Here is a 19439-nt window from a genome sequence, read left to right on the forward strand (position 1 = left end):
TAGGATCAGCCCTATCCACCATTCTTATCCATACGATAGGGGGGATTGGAATGCCGGAAGCAAACGTCCGCCATCGGCCGGCGGTGGCGATGGCGCTGTCGCTGTTGTTTGCCGGCCTTGGGCAGTTGTACAACCGCCGGTATGTCAAAGGCATCTTGTTCATCATCATTGAAGCTTCGTTTTTGCTGACGTTTTATAACTTTTTGAACATCGGGCTGTGGGGACTCGTCACGCTTGGCGAAATCCCAATGTTGGATCATTCGATTTTTCTCTTGATTCAAGGATTGGTTTCGGTCATCATCATCGCATTTGCCGCCGCCCTGCATATTGCGAACATCATTGATGCGCGCAACGACGCCCGCCGTCGGCAGCGCGGCGAGCCGTTCCCATCGCTGATCGAATCGTGCCGTCATGCGTGGGATCGGGGGTTTCCGTACATCTTTGTGACGCCTGGGCTTGTGATGCTGTTGTTTATCGTCGTGCTGCCGCTGTTGTTTATGGTGTCGCTCGCGTTTACCGACTACAACTTGTACCACTCGCCGCCGCGCCATTTGTTGAATTGGGTTGGGTTGGAAAACTTCAAAAACTTAGTATCGATTCCGATTTGGAAAAGCACGTTTTTTAGCGTCCTAGCGTGGACAATCGTTTGGACAGTTGTCGCGACAACGATGCAAATCGCCCTTGGCCTGTTGTTGGCGCTCCTTGTCAACGACCCGCGCATCAAGTTCAAGCGGTTCATCCGCACGGTGTTGATTTTGCCGTGGGCCGTGCCAGCGTTTGTCACGATTTTGGTGTTTGCGGCGATGTTCAACGACAAATTCGGCGCCATCAACCGCGAAGTGTTGAGTTTGTTTGGGGTGTCGATCCCGTGGATGACCGATCCGTTTTGGACGAAAGTGGCGCTTATTTTGATTCAAACGTGGCTTGGCTTCCCGTTCGTATTTGCGTTGTTTACCGGCGTTTTGCAAAGCATTTCCCGCGACTGGTACGAAGCGGCCGACATCGACGGAGCGACGCGATGGCAAAAGTTCAAATCGATCACGCTGCCGCACGTCTTGTATGCGACGGCGCCGCTGTTGATTATGCAATATGCCGGCAACTTCAACAACTTTAACATCATCTATTTGTTCAACGACGGGGGCCTGCGGTGCGCGGGCAAAACGCCGGCGGAACGGACATCTTGATCTCGTGGGTGTACGATTTGACGTTCACGACGAACAACTACAACATGGCGGCGGCGATCTCGCTCATCATCGGCTTGATCGTCAGCGGGTTTGCCATTTACCAGTTCCGGCGCACCCGTTCCTTTAAAGAGGAGGGGAACATTTGATGAACCGCAAATGGAAATCGCGCGTGGAAGTAGCGCTTATTTATTTGTTTATCGCCTTCATGTTTGTCGTCATCGCCTATCCGCTCCTTTGGACGATCAGTATGTCGCTCAATCCAGGAACGAGCCTGTATTCGGCGTCGCTCATCCCGGAGAAGTGGTCGTTTGAGCACTATAAGTGGTTGTTTACCAGTCCGAACAGCGATTATTTGCTTTGGTATAAAAACAGCTTGTTTGTCGCGGCGGCCAATGCGGTGTTGTCCGTCTTGTTTACCGCGCTCATCGCCTATGCGTTTTCGCGCTACAAATTCGTCGGGCGGAAAACAGGGCTGTATTTGTTTTTAGTGCTCCAAATGTTTCCGTCGCTCATGGCGATGGTGGCGATCTATATTTTGCTCAATATGCTCCATTTGCTCGATTCGCTGTGGGGGCTCATTCTCATTTATGTAGGCGGACAAATTCCGTTTAACGCCTGGCTGGTCAAAGGCTACTTTGATACGATTCCGCGCGAGCTGGATGAGGCGGCGCGCATCGACGGCGCCGGGCATTTCGGCGTCTTTTTCCGCATTATGCTGCCTTTGGCCAAGCCGATTTTGGCCGTTGTCGCGTTGTTCAACTTTATGGCGCCGTTCACCGACTTTTTGCTGCCGTCGATCGTGTTGCGCGACCCGGACAAATTTACATTGGCGGTCGGGCTGTTTAACTTCATCAGCGACCGGTTTGCGAACAACTTCACCCGCTTTGCCGCCGGCTCGATTTTGATTGCCGCGCCGATCGCCGTCGTCTTTTTGTTCCTGCAACGGTATTTGATTTCCGGCTTAACGGCCGGTGGCACAAAAGGGTAAGAACCGCTATCATAAATAGTGGGCTTACCCGTTTCCACAGGACAAACAGACGGCAAAGGAGGGGAAGGAAATGGGGAACCGGCTCTTTATGCTGCTCGTCCTTCCGTTCCTTCTTTTTTATGCCTGGCCGGTGCAGGCGGCGGAGAAAGAAGAACGGACGTGGCAAGATGAAGCGATTTATTTCATTATGGTCGACCGGTTTAACAATATGGATCCGACGAATGACAAGGGCGTCAATGTCAACGATCCGAAAGGGTATTTCGGCGGCGACTTGAAAGGGGTGACGGCGAAACTCGATTACATCAAGGAAATGGGATTTACCGCCATTTGGCTGACGCCGATTTTTGAGAACATGCCGGGCGGCTATCACGGCTATTGGATCAAAGATTTTTATCGTGTCGATCCGCATTTCGGCACGCTTGACGACTTGAAAACATTGGTGAAAGAAGCGCATAAGCGCGACATGAAAGTCATTTTGGATTTTGTCGCCAACCATGTCGGTTACAATCACCCATGGTTACATGACCCAACGAAAAAAGATTGGTTTCACTCGAAAAAAGAGATTTTCGACTGGAACGACCAAACACAGCTTGAAAATGGCTGGGTGTATGGGCTGCCGGATTTAGCGCAGGAAAATCCAGAAGTCAAGAAATATTTAATCGATGCGGCCAAATGGTGGATTAAGGAAACGGATATTGACGGCTATCGCCTCGATACGGTGCGCCATGTGCCAAAATCATTTTGGCAGGAGTTCGCCAAAGAAGTGAAATCGGTGAAACAAGACTTTTTCCTTCTTGGCGAAGTGTGGAGCGACGATCCGCGCTATATTGCGGAATACGGCAAATACGGCATCGACGGCTTTGTCGATTACCCGCTGTATGGCGCGGTGAAGCAGTCGCTTGCTAGGCGCGATGCGTCACTGCGCCCGCTGTATGATGTCTGGGAATACAACAAAACGTTTTACGACCGACCGTATTTGCTCGGGTCGTTTTTGGACAACCATGACACCGTCCGCTTTACGAAGCTCGCGATTGACAACCGCAACAACCCGATCTCGCGCATCAAAGTCGCCATGACGTATTTGTTCACCGCCCCTGGCATCCCGATCATGTATTACGGGACCGAAATCGCCATGAACGGCGGCCAAGATCCGGACAACCGCCGTCTGATGGATTTCCGCGCCGATCCGGAGATCATCGATTACTTGAAAAAAATCGGCCCGCTCCGCCAACAGTTGCCGTCTTTGCGGCGCGGCGATTTTACGCTCCTGTATGAAAAAGACGGCATGTCGGTGTGGAAACGGCAATATGAAGATGAAACAACGGTTATCGCCATCAACAACACGGGCGAAACGCAGCACGTTCACCTAACGAACGACCAGCTGCCAAAAAACAAAGAGCTGCGCGGCTTTTTATTGGACGATCTCGTCCGCGGCGATGATGACGGCTACGACCTTGTGCTCGACCGCGAAACGGCGGAAGTATACAAGCTGCGGGAAAAAACGGGGATCAACATCCCGTTTATCGCCGCCATCGTATCGGTTTACGTGTTGTTTCTTTTGTTTTTATATTTGGTGAAAAAACGGGCAAAACGGATCAATGAATAAATGGAAAGGAGGGGGCTTATGACCGTTACGATTAAAGATGTGGCGAAACGAGCGAACGTTGCGCCGTCAACCGTCTCGCGCGTCATCGCCGACAGCCCGCGCATCAGCGAGAAGACGAAACAGCGGGTGCGCGAAGCGATGAAAGAGCTCGGCTATCACCCGAACTTTATTGCTCGCAGCCTCGCGAGCCAAATGACGCAAGTGATCGGCATCGTCATGCCGAGCTCCGCCGACCAAGCGCTGCAAAACCCGTTTTTCCCGGAAGTCATCCGCGGCATCAGCAAAGCCGCCCATGAAAAGCGATATGCTTTGCAAATGTCGACCGGAGAGAAAGAGAACGACATTTACGAGCGAGTCGTGGAGATGCTGCAAGGACGGCGCGTCGACGGCGTTATTTTGCTTTACTCGCGGCAAAACGATAAGCTCATGAAGTACTTGTTAAAGCATGGCTTTCCGTTCGTCGTCATCGGCAAACCGCACCAAAAAGCGGAACAAGTGACCCATGTCGACAACGACAACGTCCAGGCGGGGAAAGATGCGGCAAACTGGTTGATCGCTCGCGGGCACGAACGCATCGCGTTTGTCGGCGGCAATCCACAATATTTGGTGACCGTCGACCGCCAAAACGGCTACGCCGCGGCCTTGCAGGAGGCGGGGCTTCCGTACCGGCCGGAATACGTCGTCCATGCAGAATTTTTGCAGGAAGGCGGCCAAGAGGCGATGAAGGAGCTTCTTTCCTTGCCTGAGCCGCCGACCGGGCTCGTTGTCGCCGATGATCTCATGGCGCTCGGCATCTTGAAAACGCTTGATGAAATGGGGCTTGGCGTCCCGGAAGATGTATCGATCGTCAGCTTCAACAACACGCTGCTCGCCGAAATGTCGCGTCCGCCGCTCACGTCGGTTGACATCGGCATTTTTCAGCTCGGCTACGAAGCGGCGAAAAGTTTAATTGAGAAAATCACCAACCCGAATGAACCGATCAAACGCATCATCATCCCGCACCGGCTCGTGGAGCGGGGGTCGTGTGCACAGCGTTAGAAAGAAGCGGTGTTGGCAAAGAGACGTCCGTCGTATTGGCGGGCGTTTTTTCGTTTTCGGGCATGATCACGGTTTCTTTTGGGATCATCATGCAAAAGCATAATGGACAGTGTATGTTCAAGCTTGGAAGGAAGAAACGAAAAAATTAAGGGAAAATTAAGCAACCCTTTGGATAATCGGAGTGTCGATGCTTATTTGAAATGGAGAAAGGGGAATGCGAAGTGAAAAAATGGATCATCGCGTTGGTCGCGATTGTGGCTGCAGCCGGCGCCGGCGGTGCATGGTACTTCACGCAGGCCAAAAGCGAGCCCGCCATGGCTCAGACGGCGACCGCTTCAGTGCAAAAAGGAACGTTGGAAGTGAAAGTGAGTGGATCGGGAACGGTTGAGTCCGTAACGAGCACGGACATTCAAGCTGACGGCAGCAAAGAAGTGGATGAAGTGCTCGTTTCCGAAGGGGAAACCGTGACGAAGGGGGAAGACCTCATTACATTTACTGATGGCAGCGATCCGATTGAAGCGCCAGCAGCTGGAACGATCACCTCGCTCGACGTGGAAGAAGGAGACCGCGTCAATGACGGACAAGTCGTCGCCCATCTCACCAATTACAGCGATTTGCAAGTAAAAGTGCAAGTGGATGAGCTCGATATTCCAAAAGTGAAGGTCGGACAAACCGCTGCGATTAAGATCAACGCTTTTCCTGAGGCGACATATACCGGAAAGGTCACCTCCATCGCCAAAGAAGGGACGGTTTCGAACGGTGTGTCGACTTTCGATGTGACGGTGCACATCGATAAACCGACGAATGTGAAAATCGGCATGACAGCGGAAGTAAGCATTTTAGTCGAAAAGAAAGATAATGCGTTGTATGTTCCGATCGAAGCGGTTCACACGATGAATGATGAAAAGTTTGTGCTTGTCGTCCAACAGTCGGCGGACGGGAGCAGCACGGCTGTGCGCCAAACGGTGAAAACCGGCATTAGCAATGAAGACAACATTGAAATTACCGATGGATTGAGCGAAGGGCAAATCGTGCAGCTGCCGAGCGTTTCTACTTCCTCCAGTACGAATAATCCAGGGCGGCAAGAAAGAATGATGGGCGGGATGCCAGGGATGGGCGGCATGCCAGGAGGCGGAATGAACCGTCAGACAGGTGGCCAGCCATGAGAGGAAGGAGGAGAATCGTATGTTGATGATTGATATTCAAGGGATGACGAAAGCGTACCGTTTAGGAGGAGAAACGGTGCATGCGCTGCGAGGGGTTTCATTGCAAGTCAAACGAGGGGATTTTGTTGCAATTGTCGGTCCCTCTGGTTCGGGCAAGTCGACGCTGATGAATATGATCGGCTGCCTTGACCGCCCGGATTCCGGCAGCTACCGGCTCGACGGGAAGGAAGTCAGAACGATGAAAGAGGATGAACTCGCCGTCATTCGCAATCAAAAAATCGGATTTGTATTTCAAAATTTCAACCTTCTATCCAAACTGACGGCGCTGGAAAACGTTGAGCTTCCCCTCATTTATCGGGGAGTGAAGGTGAAAGAAAGGCGAGCCATTGCCTATGAATGCCTTGAAAAAGTGGGGCTGCAGGAGCGAGTCCACCATTTGCCCAACCAGCTGTCAGGCGGCCAGCAACAGCGCGTCGCCATTGCCCGCGCTCTTGTCGGCCATCCGCCGATTTTGCTCGCTGACGAGCCGACCGGCGCGCTTGACAGCAAAACAAGCAAAGAGATTATGCACATCATGAAGCAGCTCAATGAGCAAGGGCATACGATCGTACTCATCACCCATGATTGGGAAGTCGCCAGAGAAGCGAAGCGGATCGTCCGCATTCAAGATGGCGAGTTGTTGGAAGAAAGAGGTGAGTTCGTTGGGGCTTCTTCCATCCATTAAAATGGCGTGGCGCAGCATTCGCGGCAACAAGTTGCGCTCCTTTTTGACGATGTTGGGCATGATCATCGGCGTATCGTCCGTCATCGTGCTCGTCTCCATCGGTCGAGGCTCAAGTGAGCAAGTGACAAGCCAAATCAATCAGCTCGGAACGAATTTATTGACGGTCAACGTCATGAACAGCGATGAAGTAAAGCTGACGGTTGAAGACATGAACAAGTTTCGCGAACTTTCCGGTGTAAAGGACATCGCTCCTATCGTGTCTGGGAGAGTGAATGTCAAACAAGGGACTGCTTCAGCGCAAGTATCGTTAATCGGCACGACAGCTTCGTATGAAGCGGTTCGCGATGTCAATGTGAGCAGCGGCCGATTTTTATCAGACATCGATATCGAGTACAGGCAAAAAATCGTCGTGCTCGGCGCGACGACAGCGCAAACGTTGTTTGGATTCGGGGATCCGGTTGGCCAGTACGTGCAAATCGATGGGACATCGTTTAAAGTTGTCGGCGTTTTGGCGTCCAAAGGCGGTTCTCTTGGACAAAGCGGGGACGATGTCATTTTGATGCCGCTGTCGACCGCCCAGCGCCTGACAAAGACGATGAACATCCAAACCGTGTATATCCAGGCAGACAAGGCTTCAGACGTCAACTTCGTGATGGTGGAAGCAAAACGGCTTCTTGCCCATTTGTTCCCAAACAATGAAGACAGCTACAGCGTCTTTAATCAGCAGGATTTGATGGAAACGGTCAGTTCCGTAGCCGATACGATGACGCTGATGCTTGGCGGCATCGCTGGCATCTCGTTGCTTGTCGGCGGCATCGGGATTATGAACATCATGCTCGTCTCGGTGTCCGAGCGGACGAAAGAAATTGGCATCCGCAAAGCGGTCGGCGCCAAACGCCGCCACATTTTGCTTCAATTTCTTGTTGAGGCGGTGGTGCTCAGCTCATGCGGTGGAGCCATTGGCGTCGTTCTTGGATTTGGTGTTGGCCAAGTGCTGAAGTCGGTGATGGGGATGACAATCTCCTATTCCCCTTCCGTGTCATTGCTCGCCTTTTTGTTCTCTTTGTTGGTCGGAGTGGTGTTTGGCGTATTTCCAGCGAACAAAGCGGCCAAGCTTGACCCGATTCAAGCGTTGCGCTACGAATAAAAGAAAGAAAAACAAAGCGTTCGCATCATGCGGCGCTTTGTTTTTCCTTTCCCGATACGGCATGTATGGTGCTTAGCTGTTGCCTTTCACTGCGAAGGGAAGTTCCTTACAGCCATAGGTTAAAAAAGAGGAGGGAAGATAGTTGAAGCTGCTTGTTGTCGAGGATCACCACGACTTGCGGGAGGCTATGATCGAGATGCTGGCGGATGAGTTTGAGGTTGATGGGGCATGTGACGGCGATGAAGGGTTGTTTTTAGCGCAGCAAAACATTTACGACGCCATCATCTTGGACGTTATGCTTCCCGGCATCGATGGTTTTTCCATCGTCCGTCGTCTTCGTGAAGACGGAATCGAAACGCCGGTGTTGTTTCTGACGGCGAGAGACTCGCTTGAAGATCGGGTGAAGGGACTTGATTTTGGCGGAGACGATTACTTGGTGAAGCCGTTTCAGTCTCCGGAACTGAAGGCGCGTCTGCGGGCTCTTTTGCGGCGCAGCGGCGCCCTGACGACGAAACAGACGATCCGCTACCGCGGCATCGAATTGTTTGGCAAAGAAAAAGGAGTCTTGGTTGACGGTCAACCGCTGAAATTGACCAGCAAACAGTACGAGCTTTTGGAATATCTCGTTCATAACCAAGGCGTCATTTTAACGAAGGAACAAATTTTTGACCGTATTTGGGGATTTGACTCTGATACGACGATCGCCATTGTCGAAGTGTTCGTTCATCAGCTGCGGAAAAAGCTTGAGCCGTTTGGCTATCATGCAGATATTCAAACTGTCCGCGGCATCGGCTACATGCTGGTGCGGGAGCAGGAGTGAAAATGTGCCATGTTTCACAAAACCCTTTGGCGTTTGACATTCGTCAACTCGCTCGTCGTGTTTTTCGTGATTAGCGCGCTTGGCGTCGTGCTGTACGTGTATATGCAGGAGCGTCTGTACCATGCGGCCGATGTTCCGCTTGAACGATTGGCGGAGCGGATTAGGCAGGGCGGGCCATGGCGTAAGGATGATGCGCTGTTAGGAGATCCGCTCTTTCATGATCCGCTGTTGCGCGACCCGCGGCTGTTGGTGGTCATCTGGAACGAGAAAGGAGAAATGGTCGGCATGACCCGCGACGCTTCTTTTTTCACCGGGCTGCCGCTCACTCCCCAGAAAGGCTTGATGAACTGTATGAGGTGAACGTAGGCCATCTCTATTTTCGGACGTTGGCTGTTGAAGTGAATACGGCGTTTGGCCCGATGACGGTGCAAATGCTGCGTAATACGAACTCTGAACGCGAGCTGCTTGGCGAATTGATGTTCATGATTGCAACTGGATGCATGCTGAGCGCTCTTTTTGCGATAGCCGCAGGCTATTTTCTGGCTGGCCGGGCGCTCGTTCCCATTCAAGCGGCGTGGAAAAAACAGCAGCAATTTGTCTCCGACGCCTCCCATGAATTGCGCACGCCTCTTTCTGTCATTCAGGCAAAAACGGATGCGCTTTTTCGTTCTCCGAAAGCAACCATTGAAGAGAAAAGCGTCGATATTTCTGTGATCGCCAAAGAATGCCGCCGCTTGTCGCGGCTCGTTTCCCAGCTACTCACCTTGGCGCGTTCAGACTCGAATCAGTTGGAAATGCAAAAAGAAGCGTTTCGGCTGGATGAATTGGTCCGCGACATTGGCGAACAGTACAGCGAGATCGCTTCGTACCAGCAGAAAACGATGAGCGTCGAAGCGCAAATCCCTATTGAGTGGGTGGGCGACCGTGAACGCCTCCATCAATTGATCGTCATTTTGCTTGACAATGCCTTGAAATATACGACGGAAGGCGGACACATTCGCCTTGCATGCCATCGTTTTTCCTCATCGGTCGTGGTGGAAGTTGAAGATGACGGCATCGGCATTCCAACTGAAGATCTCCCTCGCATTTTCGACCGCTTTTACCAAAGCGACAAGGCGCGCTCGCAATCGGATGGAGCCGGTCTTGGATTGGCGATCGCCAAATGGATTATTGATCAACACCATGGCAAGGTGATGGTGGAAAGCAAACTCGGCGAAGGAACGCGGTTTCAAGTGATGTTCCCGGCGGCGAGATGGAAATATAAGCGGTCGGGGGATTAAACATTGACGTTCTGTTTATGTTTGTATACAATTGTATACGAATAGGATCAGAAGGAGGGAAAGCATGGAACCGAAGCATCCGCACGATCGCCATGAAGGATGGGAGTTGTTTCGGCAATTAAACCGTTACATGAATGAACAGTTTGCTCCGCAAGATGAAGTGCTTGCCAGCATCCGACGCTCAATGGAGGAAAACGGCCTTCCGCCGATTTCTGTTTCGCCGGCGACAGGAAAGCTGTTGACGATGCTTGTCGCCATCTCCGGCGCCAAAAACGTGTTGGAAATCGGAGCGCTTGGAGGCTACAGCGGTGTTTGTCTCGCGCGCGGGCTTGGGCGGGGCGGGTTGTTGACGTCGCTTGAGCTTGTGGAGGACTATGCCCGCTTGGCAAAACAGAACCTAGAAAAAGCCGGTTTCGGCAGCCAAGTCGTGTATATGGTCGGACCGGCCTTGGAAAGCCTTGAAGCGCTTGTTGCCCAAGGCTCGCGCTTCGACTTCTTCTTCATTGATGCGGACAAAGAAAACTATGTTCATTATCTCGATTATTGCCTCCGCCTCGCCAATCCAGGCGCGATCATCGCAGCGGACAACACCATGGCAGGAAGCGGCATTGGCACTCCGCGCGCCTTGGGACGGCGCGGGGAAATCATGAGGCAGTTCAATGAGGCCGTTGCTCGACATCCAGCGCTTGATGCCTTGTTTCTCCCCATTGGGGACGGTGTGACGGTGGCGAGAGTGAAAGCGGCGAAGGAGGAAAGATGACGGCATGCATGGACATTTTTTTCATGGACATGGACATCCATTCGAAGGCCATCCCGCATGGAAAGGCGCGCATATGCACAAAGGGCCGCATCGCGGCGCCAAAACGTTTCGTCGCGGGCGGGCGCTCGAATTTTTAGCACGGCTTTATGTCAAACGGGAGACATTGAAACAGCAACTGCAATCGCCGGAGCTTCAATCGATTCATCCCGTGCTGACAGGAGAGTTGAAAGCAATCGAGATGGTGATCAATGAATTCATCCAATCGTTTGATATTCATGACGAAGAGCTGAGCAGTATATGGGGAGTTCAAAATCGCGACGGAGATGCCCCTATCGATGAACAGCGCAACGATGAGGACAGCAGTGAACAATAATCGCATCATCATCAACAGAGAAAGGGAGAGGATTTATGTTCGTTCAAATGCGTAAAATCACAGTGGCCGAAGGATTCGCCGACCAAGTGGCTGAGCGGTTTCGAAAGCCTGGGATCATCGAACAGCAAGAGGGGTTTGTTGATTTGAAAATTTTGGTTAAGAAAGCGCGCCGCGGCGATGAGGAAGTCGTCATTTTGATTACATGGGAATCGGAGGAGCATTGGAAAAAATGGGAGAAAAGCGACGCTCATATCGCCGGGCATAAACAGAGACGAAACGAAGCGAAGCCGGAGTACATCCTCAATGTCGAGGTCGGACATTATGAGGTGAAGACGGTGAAACAGGCGGCACAGTCAGCGTCGGCTGAAGATTGAAAAAGGGAAATGAAAAAGAGCTCCTCTTTTCGCTGATGGCATTGGCGTTGAGAGGAGCTGAATGCGGTTATGGTTTTATGTTGCTTGGAATGCTAGGTGTTCCGTACGTATGGAATGTTTCCGCATTGCGGTAGCTGGTGTTTGTACAATGGGGACGCAAAGTTTGTTGAATGCATTTGTCTCGCAATATTATCCCGCCCATGTCCGCTCTACGGGCATTGGATTGGCCAATGGCGTCGGTCGCTTAGGAGGAATGGTTGGCCCGACGCTTGGCGGGGTGCTGCTAGGAATGAAAGCCCCCATTTTCATGTGCTTTGTTGCTTTTGCGCTGCCAGGCGTTATCGCTTCTTTGGCTGTTCTTTGCGTGCGCAAGAAAAAACGAGGCATAGCGGTTGCTGGGCAAGAGGTGGAAACGCTCTTCACATGAGATGGTGAATAGAAAACATGCAGTGGCATTCCCCGAACTATTGACTGCTTAAAACAGAGGGGGAGCCGCGGAGGCATTTTTAGGTTCAACGATCTACCTTTAGTGAACCTTTAACGTGAAAAAAAATCCACCCCATTCCGGAGTGGACGGAGAGAAGAGGGGCACCTTGTAAAGAAGTAGAGGAACATCGTAGCTTTATCGTACTCGTTTTTTTACAATCACGCCATATTTTTGTGAGAAAAGGTAACGCGATTTTGTTAAAAATGATTGGCAACAGCGGTGGCTGCGGTCAATCGCTGATGAACTTGCCGCCATTTACATGAAGCATTTGTCCGGTCATGTACGACGACTCATCGCTCGCCAAAAAGACGTAGCACGGAGCGACTTCGCACGGTTGGCCGGGACGTTTCATCGGGGTGTTGGCGCCGAATGTGGCGACTTGCTCGCTTTTGAACGTCGACGGGATGAGCGGCGTCCAAATCGGGCCTGGGGCGACGCCGTTGACGCGAATGCCTTGGCCGACGAGCGCTTTGGCGAGCGACCGGGTGAAGGCGACGATCGCGCCTTTTGTCGCCGAGTAGTCGATGAGCTGTTCGTTTCCTTCGTAGGCGGTGATCGAAGCGGTGTTAATAATCGCGCTTCCGCTTTTTAAGTGTGGGAGCGCCGCTTTCGTTAGGAAAAAGCAGCCGAATACGTTCGTGCGAAACGTTTTTTCCAGTTGCGCGGCGGTGATGTTGAGAAAGTTCGGCTGCGGGTGCTGCTCGGCGGCGTTATTGACGACGATGTCGAGCTTGCCGAACGCTTCGATCGTCTGTTTCACCGCTTCTTTGCAAAACGCTTCATCCCCGATGTCTCCCGCAATGGCCAGGCACCGTCTTCCTTCCTGTTCGACAAGCCGTTTCGTTTCTTCGGCGTCTTCATGTTCGTTGAGATAGAGAATCGCCACATCGGCTCCTTCTTTGGCGAAATGAACCGCGACCGCGCGGCCGATGCCGCTGTCGCCGCCGCTGATGATGGCGGTTTTGTTGTTGAGCTTGCCGCTTCCTTTATAGGTGTCTTTGATGGTGACCGGCTGCGGGTTCATCTCCGTTTGCAGGCCGGGCTGGCGCGTCTGGTGCTGCGGGGGCAGTGTCGTTTGTTGCTTTGTGACCATGTTTGTTCCTCCTTAGCATGTATTGTCATCGTTAGTATGGGACGGAGGAGGGGAATTATGTGTGAAGAGGGGATGGACCGTGCTGTTCAATAGATCTGGAAATTTGGGGAACATGTTTTTCTCTTCTGTTTTTTCGTTTCTTGCCATAGAAGTCTTGGGGATTAGACAATCTTTACTTTTTGATTAAGCAAAGATAAAATGATTAGCAAAGAGGAAAGGAGGATTCGTGATGAAGCCATCCTCACATGAAACGTACACGTATTACTCCACACTTTCTTCGAAACATCAAGTGACGATTCCAATGAAGATCAGAGAAGTGCTTGGGGCAGAACCGGGAGACCAAGTCGCATTTGTTTATGGGGAAAATCAAGAGGTGACGTTAAAGGTGAAAAAGAAAGATGCGTTGCTATCTTTGTTCGGCACCATGCCGCCTAGGGGGACAGTCGTCCGATGACATGGGAGGATATTCGCAAACAGGCGAAAGAGGAACGGATGTCCAAGAGGGAAAAAGACGTGGAGTAGATGATAGGGAGAAGAGGATAAAACGTGTATATTTTAGACACGAACATCATCATTCGTTTTTTAGCCAATGACGATGAGAAACAATCTTTGGTTGCCTATCGGGTATTTGAAAAGGCGGTCAACGGTGAATTTGCGTTTCTATTGCATCCTCTTGTCGTGGCGGAATGCTGCTGGGTGCTCGAGTCGAAACGGTACGGGTATACGAAAGGAGAAATCGCAAGTAAGCTGAAGCAAATCATGGAGGCTTCTTGTATTAAGACGATAGACAAAGAAGTTGTTGGAAAGGCATTGGACGATTACGCCCGTTGCAGTGTCGATTTTGCTGACGCGTATCTTTCGGCGCTGGCGCAGCACACTTCATCCATCCAAGGGATCATCACCTGGAACGAAAAAGATTTTCGTCGGCTTGGCGTGGAATGCTATATGCCTGAATCCATCATTTGAATCAATGATGGCTGACATTTGAACAAACATCATGATTTTCCCAGATCGCCAATCCCTCGTCTTTTTTGCTGCAAAACGGGAAACATCTCCGCGGCCAAGGGTTGGTGCGTAAAAAGCAAACGAGCTGGTTCACATAGTCCAGCTCGTTTCTCGTTCCCCGCTTATAACACATTGAAATACCGCGCTTCCGGATGGGCGAAGACGATCGCGGAAACCGATGCTTCGGGTTCCATCATATAGCCGTCGGTGAGACGGATGCCGATGTCTTCTGGATGAAGCAGACGGAACAGTTTCTCCTGGTCTTCCAAGTTCGGACAGGCCGGGTAGCCGAACGAGTAGCGCTGGCCTTGGTATTTGGCGGCGAAGCGCTCTTCCATCGTGAAATCCGGGTCGTCCGGGAAGCCCCAGCGGTCGCGCATAATTTGATGGACTCGTTCGGCGAACCCTTCGGCAATCTCGAGCGCCAACGCTTGGATGGCATGGCTTTTCAAAAATTCGCCTTCTTCCTTCCAGCGCTGGGCGAGTTCGCGGACGCCATGCCCGGCGGTGACGGCGAACAAACCGACGTAATCCATTTCGCCGCTTTCTTTCGATTTCAAATAATCGGCGAGGCAAAGATGCGGCGCCCGCGGCTGGCGCGGAAAGTCGAACATCTCGAGCACTGTTTTGCCGTCAGTCGGATCGTAAATGTAAACCCGGTTGCCGTCGCTTTGCGCCGGGAAGAAGCGGTAGACGCCGGCGGGCTGAATCCAGCAGTGCTCTTTCGCTTCGTGGACGAGTTCGTCGATGACCGCTTTTAACGCCAACGCTTTTTCGTCTTTCTCTTCAAGCAGCCGTTTCACTTTTCCTTTCAAGCCGAGGTGGTGGCCGAGCACCATTTGCCAGTTGACGTACGGCAAAATGTGGTCAAGCGGCACGTTTCGCAGCACGTGGCGCTCGAGATCGGCTGGGATGTAGACGGGAACGTCGGTCGAGACGTTCGATTTGACCGCTGTGACCACCATCGTTTGCCGCGTTGGCTCGCTTTCGGCCGTTTCTTTTTTCTTGTAGTCAATCTCGCCCTGCTGGATTTGGTTGGCAAGGGCGAGCCCGTCCATGGCGTCTTTTGCGTACAAGACGATGCCGTCGTATTCGGGCGCGATTTTGTTTTCGGTAAATTTGCGCGTCAAGGCGGCGCCGCCGACTAAAATCGGGGTCGAGATGCCCGCTTGGCGCAAGTCTTGGGCGGTGACGACCATCTGTTGAGCCGATTTCACAAGCAAGCCCGACAACCCGATGATGTCCGGCTGATGTTCGCGCACCGCTTCAATGAGTTGCTGCGGAGCGACTTTAATGCCGAGGTCGATCACCTCGTAGCCGTTGTTGCTTAAAATGATGTCGACCAAGTTTTTGCCGATGTCATGCACATCGCCTTTGACGGTGGCGAGAATGACTTTTCCTTTTGTGCTTCCTTCTTTCTTTTCCATATACGGCTCTAAAAAGGCGACCGCTGCTTTCATCACTTCCGCGCTTTGCAATACTTCAGCGACGATAAGCTGGTTGTTGTTGAACAGCCGCCCGACTTCATCCATGCCGGCCATGAGCGGACCGTTGATGATGGACAGCGGATCGGAGTAGGTCTCAAGCGCCTTTTCCAAATCGGGAATGAGCCCGTCTTTCGACCCTTCAATAACGTAGCGGGCGAGCCGCTCTTCCAAGCTCAAGTTCGTCTGCGCCGGTTTGGCGGCGGTGATTTTGCTTCGGTAAAATTCGATAAAGGCGTTTAATGTTTCGTCGTTTGTGTCAAAAAGAAGCGCCTCAGCCATTCGCACTTCCTCTTCCGGAATCGAGGCGAACCGCTCCAATTTCTCGGTGTTGACGATGGCGTAATCGAGCCCGGCTTGCGTGCAATGGTACAAAAAGACGGAGTTGAGCACTTCGCGTCCGGCCGGCGGCAAGCCGAACGAGACGTTGCTGATGCCAAGCATCGTCAAGCAATGAGGCAGCCGCTCTTTAATGAGGCGGATGCCCTCAATGGTTTCTTTCGCCGCGCCGATGTATTGCTCATCGCCGGTGCCGACCGGGAAGACGAGCGGGTCGAAAATGATGTCGCGCTCGGGGACGCCGTAGCGGTTCACCAGCAAGTCATACGAACGCAAGGCGATTTCAAGTTTCCGCTCAGCGGTGACGGCCATTCCCTGTTCATCGATCGTGCCGACGACGACGGCGGCGCCGTATTGATGAAGCAGCGGCACGACTTTTGCAAACCGCTCCTCGCCGTCTTCCAAGTTGATCGAGTTAATGATCGCTTTTCCTTGCGAATAGGTGAGGGCGCGTTCAATGACGCGCTCGTCGGTCGAATCGATGACAAGCGGCACTTTCACTTTTTTCACGACTTCGCGGACGAACTGCTCCATGTCATGGAGTTCGTCGCGGTCTGGGTCGGCGAGGCAGATGTCGATGACATGGGCGCCGTTTTTCACTTGGGCGCGGGCGATTTCCGCCGCTTCTTCGTATTTCCCTTCGGCGATGAGGCGTTTGAATTTGCGCGAGCCGATCACGTTTGTCCGCTCGCCGACAAAGAGCGGGCGCATCGTTTCCTCATAAATGAGCGCCTCGATGCCGGAGACGGCGTGGACGTCAAACGAAGACGGGATCGCCCGCGGCGGGAGATCACGCACCGCTTCGGCGATGGCGCGAATATGGTCCGGCGTCGTGCCGCAACACCCGCCGACGATGTTGATCCATCCCTTTTCGGCAAAGCGGCGGATTTTCTCTGCCAACATCTCCGGCGTTTCATGGTAGCGGCCTTCTTCATCCGGCAGCCCGGCGTTCGGATAGCAGCTGACCGCCGTGTCAGCGAGCGAGGCGAGCGTCCGCAAATGGTCGGTCATAAACTCCGGGCCGGTCGCGCAGTTTAAGCCGACGGCGATCGGCTTCATATGGCGCACCGAGATGAAAAACGCATCGATCGCCTGGCCGGCGAGCGTCGTGCCCATCGGCTCGATCGTGCCGGAAATCATGAGCGGCACGCGGCGGCCGACCGCCTCAAACGCCTTGGAAATGCCGAGAAATCCGGCTTTTACGTTCAACGTATCTTGGCACGTCTCCAGCAACAGAAGATCGACACCGCCCAACAGCAGCCCGCGCGCTTGTTCTTCATAGGCGGCGACGAGTTCCTCAAAGGTCGCGCCGCCTGTCACCGACAACGTCTTCGTCGTCGGCCCCATCGAACCAGCGACAAAGCGCGGCCAGTCGGGAGTTGAGAACGCCTCCGCCGCTTGTTTGGCGAGCTTGGCCGCTTCGATGTTCAACTCGAGCGCCAAATGCCCGAGGTTGTATTCATCGAGCACAATGCGCGTCGCCCCGAACGTGTTCGTTTCGATGATGTCAGCGCCCGCTTCCAAATACGCTTCGTGAATGCGGCGGATGACAGGCGGGGCGGTGAGGGTCAAATATTCGTTGCACCCTTCATACGCCTCGCCGCCAAAATCGGCGGCTGATAGGTTGGCGCTTTGGATCATCGTCCCCATCGCGCCGTCAATGACGAGAATTTTTCGCTGCAGCTGCTGTTCTAAGGTGATGTTAGCCATGAACAACCTTCCTTTCTTTGGCGGCCGCTTCTTTTTCGTGAATGTAGCGGACGAGCTCGACCGTCATGTCATAGCGCAAGAACGGCGTGATCAAATAAATGCCGTTAAACAAATCGAATGCCGCGTCAATGAGCGATTTGGCGATAGCGATGCCTTCCTTGGCTGCTTGCACCGGGTCACCGCTGCAGGCGGCCATGCGGGCGCGAATCTCGTCAGAGAGCGTAATGCCCGGCACTTCATGATGCAAAAAGTCGGCGTTGCGCGCGCTCACAAGCGGCATAATGCCGATGTAAATCGGTGTGTCAAGATGCTTGGTCGCTTCGTGCACTTCAACGATTTTCTCTTCCGAGTAAATCGGCTGGGTCAAGAAATAGTGGGCGCCGCATTGAATTTTTTTCTCCATTCGCTCAACTGCTTTATCCAAATGGCGGACGTTCGGGTTGAACGCAGCGCCGATCGAGAAGTTCGTTTTTTGCCCAAGCGGTTTGCCCGAGTACGACAGCCCTTCGTTAAACTGGCGGATCAAGCGGATCAAATCGAACGATGATAAATCATACACCGACGTTGCTCCTGGGAAGTCGCCGATTTTCGACGGGTCGCCGGTAATGGCGAGCACATCGGTGATGCCGAGCGTATGCAAGCCCATCAAATGCGACTGCAAGCCGATCAAATTGCGATCGCGGCATGTAATATGCACAAGCGGGCGGATGCCGAGCTGCTCCTTGATGATCGTGGCGACAGCGGCGTTGCTGATGCGCGGCGTGGCGAGCGAGTTGTCGGCCAACGTCAGCGCATCGATGCCGGCGTCATGGAGCGCTTTCGCCCCAGCAAGAAACTTGTCAATCCCCAATTTTTTCGGCGGATCCAGCTCCACAATGACCGAGCGGCGCGTGCGGGCAAGCTCGGGAAGCGGAGTCGGCGCGGGCCGCTCGGCTTGCACCGATACAGATGCCGTGCGCCTCTTCACCGTTTTTTCCGTCACCGGCGTTCGGTCGGAGAGCGCTTTTGCCATCGCTGCGATATGCTTCGGCGTCGTGCCGCAGCACCCGCCGATCAAGCGCACCCCTTGGTCGCGGAACGCTTTGGCTGTTTCCTCGAAATATTCAGCGTTCGTCTCATAGACAAGCCGGCCATCGCGGTAATCCGGGAGGCTGGCGTTCGGATACGCCGACAAAAACGCTCGATTTGGCAGCGGCACTTCCTCGAGCGACCGAAGCATATGATATGGACCGAGACGACAGTTCAGTCCGACGACATCGGCCCCGAGCGCCTCCAGGCGGATAAGGGCGTCCGCGAGCGGCGTGCCATCTTGCAAGACGCCGACTTCATGGAGCGACACATGGGCGATGATCGGCAAATCCGTTTCTTTGCGGGCGATGGCAAGCACCGTCTCCAACTCTTCCAAATCGTAATACGTCTCGAGCAACACGCCATCAACCCCTTCAGCCAGCAGGACAAACAGCTGCTCGCGAAACGTCCGTTTCACTTCTTCGAGCGTGACGACGCTTTTGTTTAACGTGCGCAGCCCCCCGATCGTCCCGAGCACGTACGCCCGCCCGTTCGCCGCTTGTTTCGCCAGCCTTACAGCGGCGCGGTTGATGGACGGCACCTCATCTTCAAGGCCGTAGCGCGCGAGTTTCACATAGTTGGCGCCGTATGTATTCGTCTGAATGACGTCGGCGCCCGCGGCGATATACGCTTCATGAATATGGACGATTTCGTCCGGATTCGATAGATTCAATTCTTCAAAACAACGGTCAATGCCGTGCGAATATAAAAGCGTCCCCATCGCTCCGTCAGCGATGAGAATGCGTTGTTTCAACTCATCGAGCAGCCCCACATTTGATTCCCCCGTTTCCTT

Annotated in this window: 18 protein-coding genes and 1 pseudogene; 16 read left to right on the top strand and 3 right to left on the bottom strand. The window is 53.1% G+C overall.

Annotation, left to right across the window (positions count from 1 at the left end):
• Positions 1–50: 50 nt before the first annotated feature.
• The 14 genes and pseudogenes from A0V43_RS00895 (at position 51) to A0V43_RS00955 (ending at position 11887) form a co-directional block, all read left to right on the top strand.
• A pseudogene (locus A0V43_RS00895) lies at positions 51–1330 on the top strand (ABC transporter permease subunit).
• Positions 1330–2172: a sugar ABC transporter permease gene (locus tag A0V43_RS00900; RefSeq protein ID WP_063192141.1), complete on the top strand. Its 843-nt coding sequence runs from the start codon at positions 1330–1332 to the stop codon at positions 2170–2172. Before A0V43_RS00895 ends, A0V43_RS00900 begins: the two are co-directional and overlap by 1 nt.
• Positions 2173–2242: 70 nt before the next feature.
• A complete protein-coding gene (locus tag A0V43_RS00905; RefSeq protein ID WP_063192142.1) occupies positions 2243–3778 on the top strand; it encodes an alpha-amylase family glycosyl hydrolase in 1536 nt (511 codons plus the stop codon).
• An 18-nt stretch (positions 3779–3796) separates the two neighbouring features.
• Entirely contained in the window at positions 3797–4816 is a 1020-nt protein-coding gene (locus A0V43_RS00910; protein ID WP_063192143.1) for a LacI family DNA-binding transcriptional regulator, read from the top strand.
• Between the two features lie 200 nt (positions 4817–5016).
• Positions 5017–5982, top strand: coding sequence for an efflux RND transporter periplasmic adaptor subunit (locus A0V43_RS00915; protein WP_063192144.1), 966 nt, complete (start codon positions 5017–5019; stop codon positions 5980–5982).
• 19 nt (positions 5983–6001) lie between these two features.
• Positions 6002–6706 (top strand): ABC transporter ATP-binding protein, encoded by a 705-nt coding sequence (locus A0V43_RS00920; RefSeq protein ID WP_013146181.1) that lies wholly within the window; start codon positions 6002–6004, stop codon positions 6704–6706.
• The gene (locus A0V43_RS00925; RefSeq protein ID WP_236930877.1) at positions 6684–7853 is read left to right on the top strand and encodes an ABC transporter permease; all 1170 of its coding nucleotides are present in this window, start codon (positions 6684–6686) and stop codon (positions 7851–7853) included. Before A0V43_RS00920 ends, A0V43_RS00925 begins: the two co-directional genes overlap by 23 nt.
• A gap of 142 nt (positions 7854–7995) precedes the next feature.
• Positions 7996–8673 (top strand): response regulator transcription factor, encoded by a 678-nt coding sequence (locus A0V43_RS00930; RefSeq protein ID WP_063192146.1) that lies wholly within the window; start codon positions 7996–7998, stop codon positions 8671–8673.
• Between the two features lie 9 nt (positions 8674–8682).
• Positions 8683–9033: a hypothetical protein gene (locus A0V43_RS20945; RefSeq protein ID WP_236930878.1), complete on the top strand. Its 351-nt coding sequence runs from the start codon at positions 8683–8685 to the stop codon at positions 9031–9033.
• A complete protein-coding gene (locus tag A0V43_RS00935; protein ID WP_236930879.1) occupies positions 9030–9953 on the top strand; it encodes a sensor histidine kinase in 924 nt (307 codons plus the stop codon). Before A0V43_RS20945 ends, A0V43_RS00935 begins: the two co-directional genes overlap by 4 nt.
• A gap of 64 nt (positions 9954–10017) precedes the next feature.
• Positions 10018–10713, top strand: coding sequence for an O-methyltransferase (locus A0V43_RS00940; RefSeq protein WP_063192147.1), 696 nt, complete (start codon positions 10018–10020; stop codon positions 10711–10713).
• 4 nt (positions 10714–10717) lie between these two features.
• Positions 10718–11086, top strand: coding sequence for a hypothetical protein (locus tag A0V43_RS00945; protein WP_013146176.1), 369 nt, complete (start codon positions 10718–10720; stop codon positions 11084–11086).
• A gap of 35 nt (positions 11087–11121) precedes the next feature.
• On the top strand, positions 11122–11460 hold the full coding sequence (locus A0V43_RS00950) for an antibiotic biosynthesis monooxygenase (RefSeq protein WP_063192148.1): 339 nt from the start codon (positions 11122–11124) through the stop codon (positions 11458–11460).
• Positions 11461–11569: 109 nt separating this feature from the next.
• Positions 11570–11887, top strand: coding sequence for an MFS transporter (locus tag A0V43_RS00955; protein ID WP_206501574.1), 318 nt, complete (start codon positions 11570–11572; stop codon positions 11885–11887).
• A 289-nt stretch (positions 11888–12176) separates the two neighbouring features.
• Here the strand turns inward: A0V43_RS00955 and A0V43_RS00960 are convergent, their stop codons facing one another.
• On the bottom strand, positions 12177–13040 hold the full coding sequence (locus tag A0V43_RS00960) for an SDR family oxidoreductase (protein ID WP_063192150.1): 864 nt from the start codon (positions 13038–13040) through the stop codon (positions 12177–12179).
• A gap of 229 nt (positions 13041–13269) precedes the next feature.
• Here A0V43_RS00960 and A0V43_RS00965 point away from each other — a divergent pair, with 229 nt between their 5' ends.
• Both A0V43_RS00965 and A0V43_RS00970 read left to right on the top strand, forming a co-directional pair.
• A complete protein-coding gene (locus A0V43_RS00965) occupies positions 13270–13494 on the top strand; it encodes an AbrB/MazE/SpoVT family DNA-binding domain-containing protein (protein WP_236930880.1) in 225 nt (74 codons plus the stop codon).
• A 92-nt stretch (positions 13495–13586) separates the two neighbouring features.
• Entirely contained in the window at positions 13587–14006 is a 420-nt protein-coding gene (locus tag A0V43_RS00970; RefSeq protein WP_020279350.1) for a type II toxin-antitoxin system VapC family toxin, read from the top strand.
• A gap of 161 nt (positions 14007–14167) precedes the next feature.
• Here A0V43_RS00970 and metH read toward each other — a convergent pair whose 3' ends face one another.
• Together metH and A0V43_RS00980 are read right to left on the bottom strand one after the other, a co-directional pair.
• Positions 14168–17578: a methionine synthase gene (gene metH / locus A0V43_RS00975; RefSeq protein ID WP_063192151.1), complete on the bottom strand. Its 3411-nt coding sequence runs from the start codon at positions 17576–17578 to the stop codon at positions 14168–14170.
• The gene (locus tag A0V43_RS00980; RefSeq protein WP_063192152.1) at positions 17571–19418 is read right to left on the bottom strand and encodes a bifunctional homocysteine S-methyltransferase/methylenetetrahydrofolate reductase; all 1848 of its coding nucleotides are present in this window, start codon (positions 19416–19418) and stop codon (positions 17571–17573) included. The genes metH and A0V43_RS00980 overlap by 8 nt, the downstream gene beginning before the upstream one ends.
• Positions 19419–19439: the final 21 nt, after the last annotated feature.

This window comes from Geobacillus sp. JS12 (assembly GCF_001592395.1).
Lineage (GTDB): Bacteria > Bacillota > Bacilli > Bacillales > Anoxybacillaceae > Geobacillus > Geobacillus zalihae.

Bases quoted from the DNA above. Each gene is read 5' to 3' on its own strand.
- A0V43_RS00960 (WP_063192150.1), bottom strand. From the start codon at position 13,040: ATGGTCACAAAGCAACAAACGACACTGCCCCCGCAGCACCAGACGCGC.
- A0V43_RS00965 (WP_236930880.1), top strand. From the start codon at position 13,270: ATGAAGCCATCCTCACATGAAACGTACACGTATTACTCCACACTTTCT.
- A0V43_RS20945 (WP_236930878.1), top strand. From the start codon at position 8,683: ATGTTTCACAAAACCCTTTGGCGTTTGACATTCGTCAACTCGCTCGTC.
- A0V43_RS00910 (WP_063192143.1), top strand. From the start codon at position 3,797: ATGACCGTTACGATTAAAGATGTGGCGAAACGAGCGAACGTTGCGCCG.
- A0V43_RS00920 (WP_013146181.1), top strand. From the start codon at position 6,002: ATGTTGATGATTGATATTCAAGGGATGACGAAAGCGTACCGTTTAGGA.
- A0V43_RS00915 (WP_063192144.1), top strand. From the start codon at position 5,017: ATGGAGAAAGGGGAATGCGAAGTGAAAAAATGGATCATCGCGTTGGTC.
- A0V43_RS00905 (WP_063192142.1), top strand. From the start codon at position 2,243: ATGGGGAACCGGCTCTTTATGCTGCTCGTCCTTCCGTTCCTTCTTTTT.
- metH (WP_063192151.1), bottom strand. From the start codon at position 17,578: ATGGCTAACATCACCTTAGAACAGCAGCTGCAGCGAAAAATTCTCGTC.
- A0V43_RS00955 (WP_206501574.1), top strand. From the start codon at position 11,570: ATGGAATGTTTCCGCATTGCGGTAGCTGGTGTTTGTACAATGGGGACG.
- A0V43_RS00940 (WP_063192147.1), top strand. From the start codon at position 10,018: ATGGAACCGAAGCATCCGCACGATCGCCATGAAGGATGGGAGTTGTTT.
- A0V43_RS00945 (WP_013146176.1), top strand. From the start codon at position 10,718: ATGCATGGACATTTTTTTCATGGACATGGACATCCATTCGAAGGCCAT.
- A0V43_RS00900 (WP_063192141.1), top strand. From the start codon at position 1,330: ATGAACCGCAAATGGAAATCGCGCGTGGAAGTAGCGCTTATTTATTTG.
- A0V43_RS00950 (WP_063192148.1), top strand. From the start codon at position 11,122: ATGTTCGTTCAAATGCGTAAAATCACAGTGGCCGAAGGATTCGCCGAC.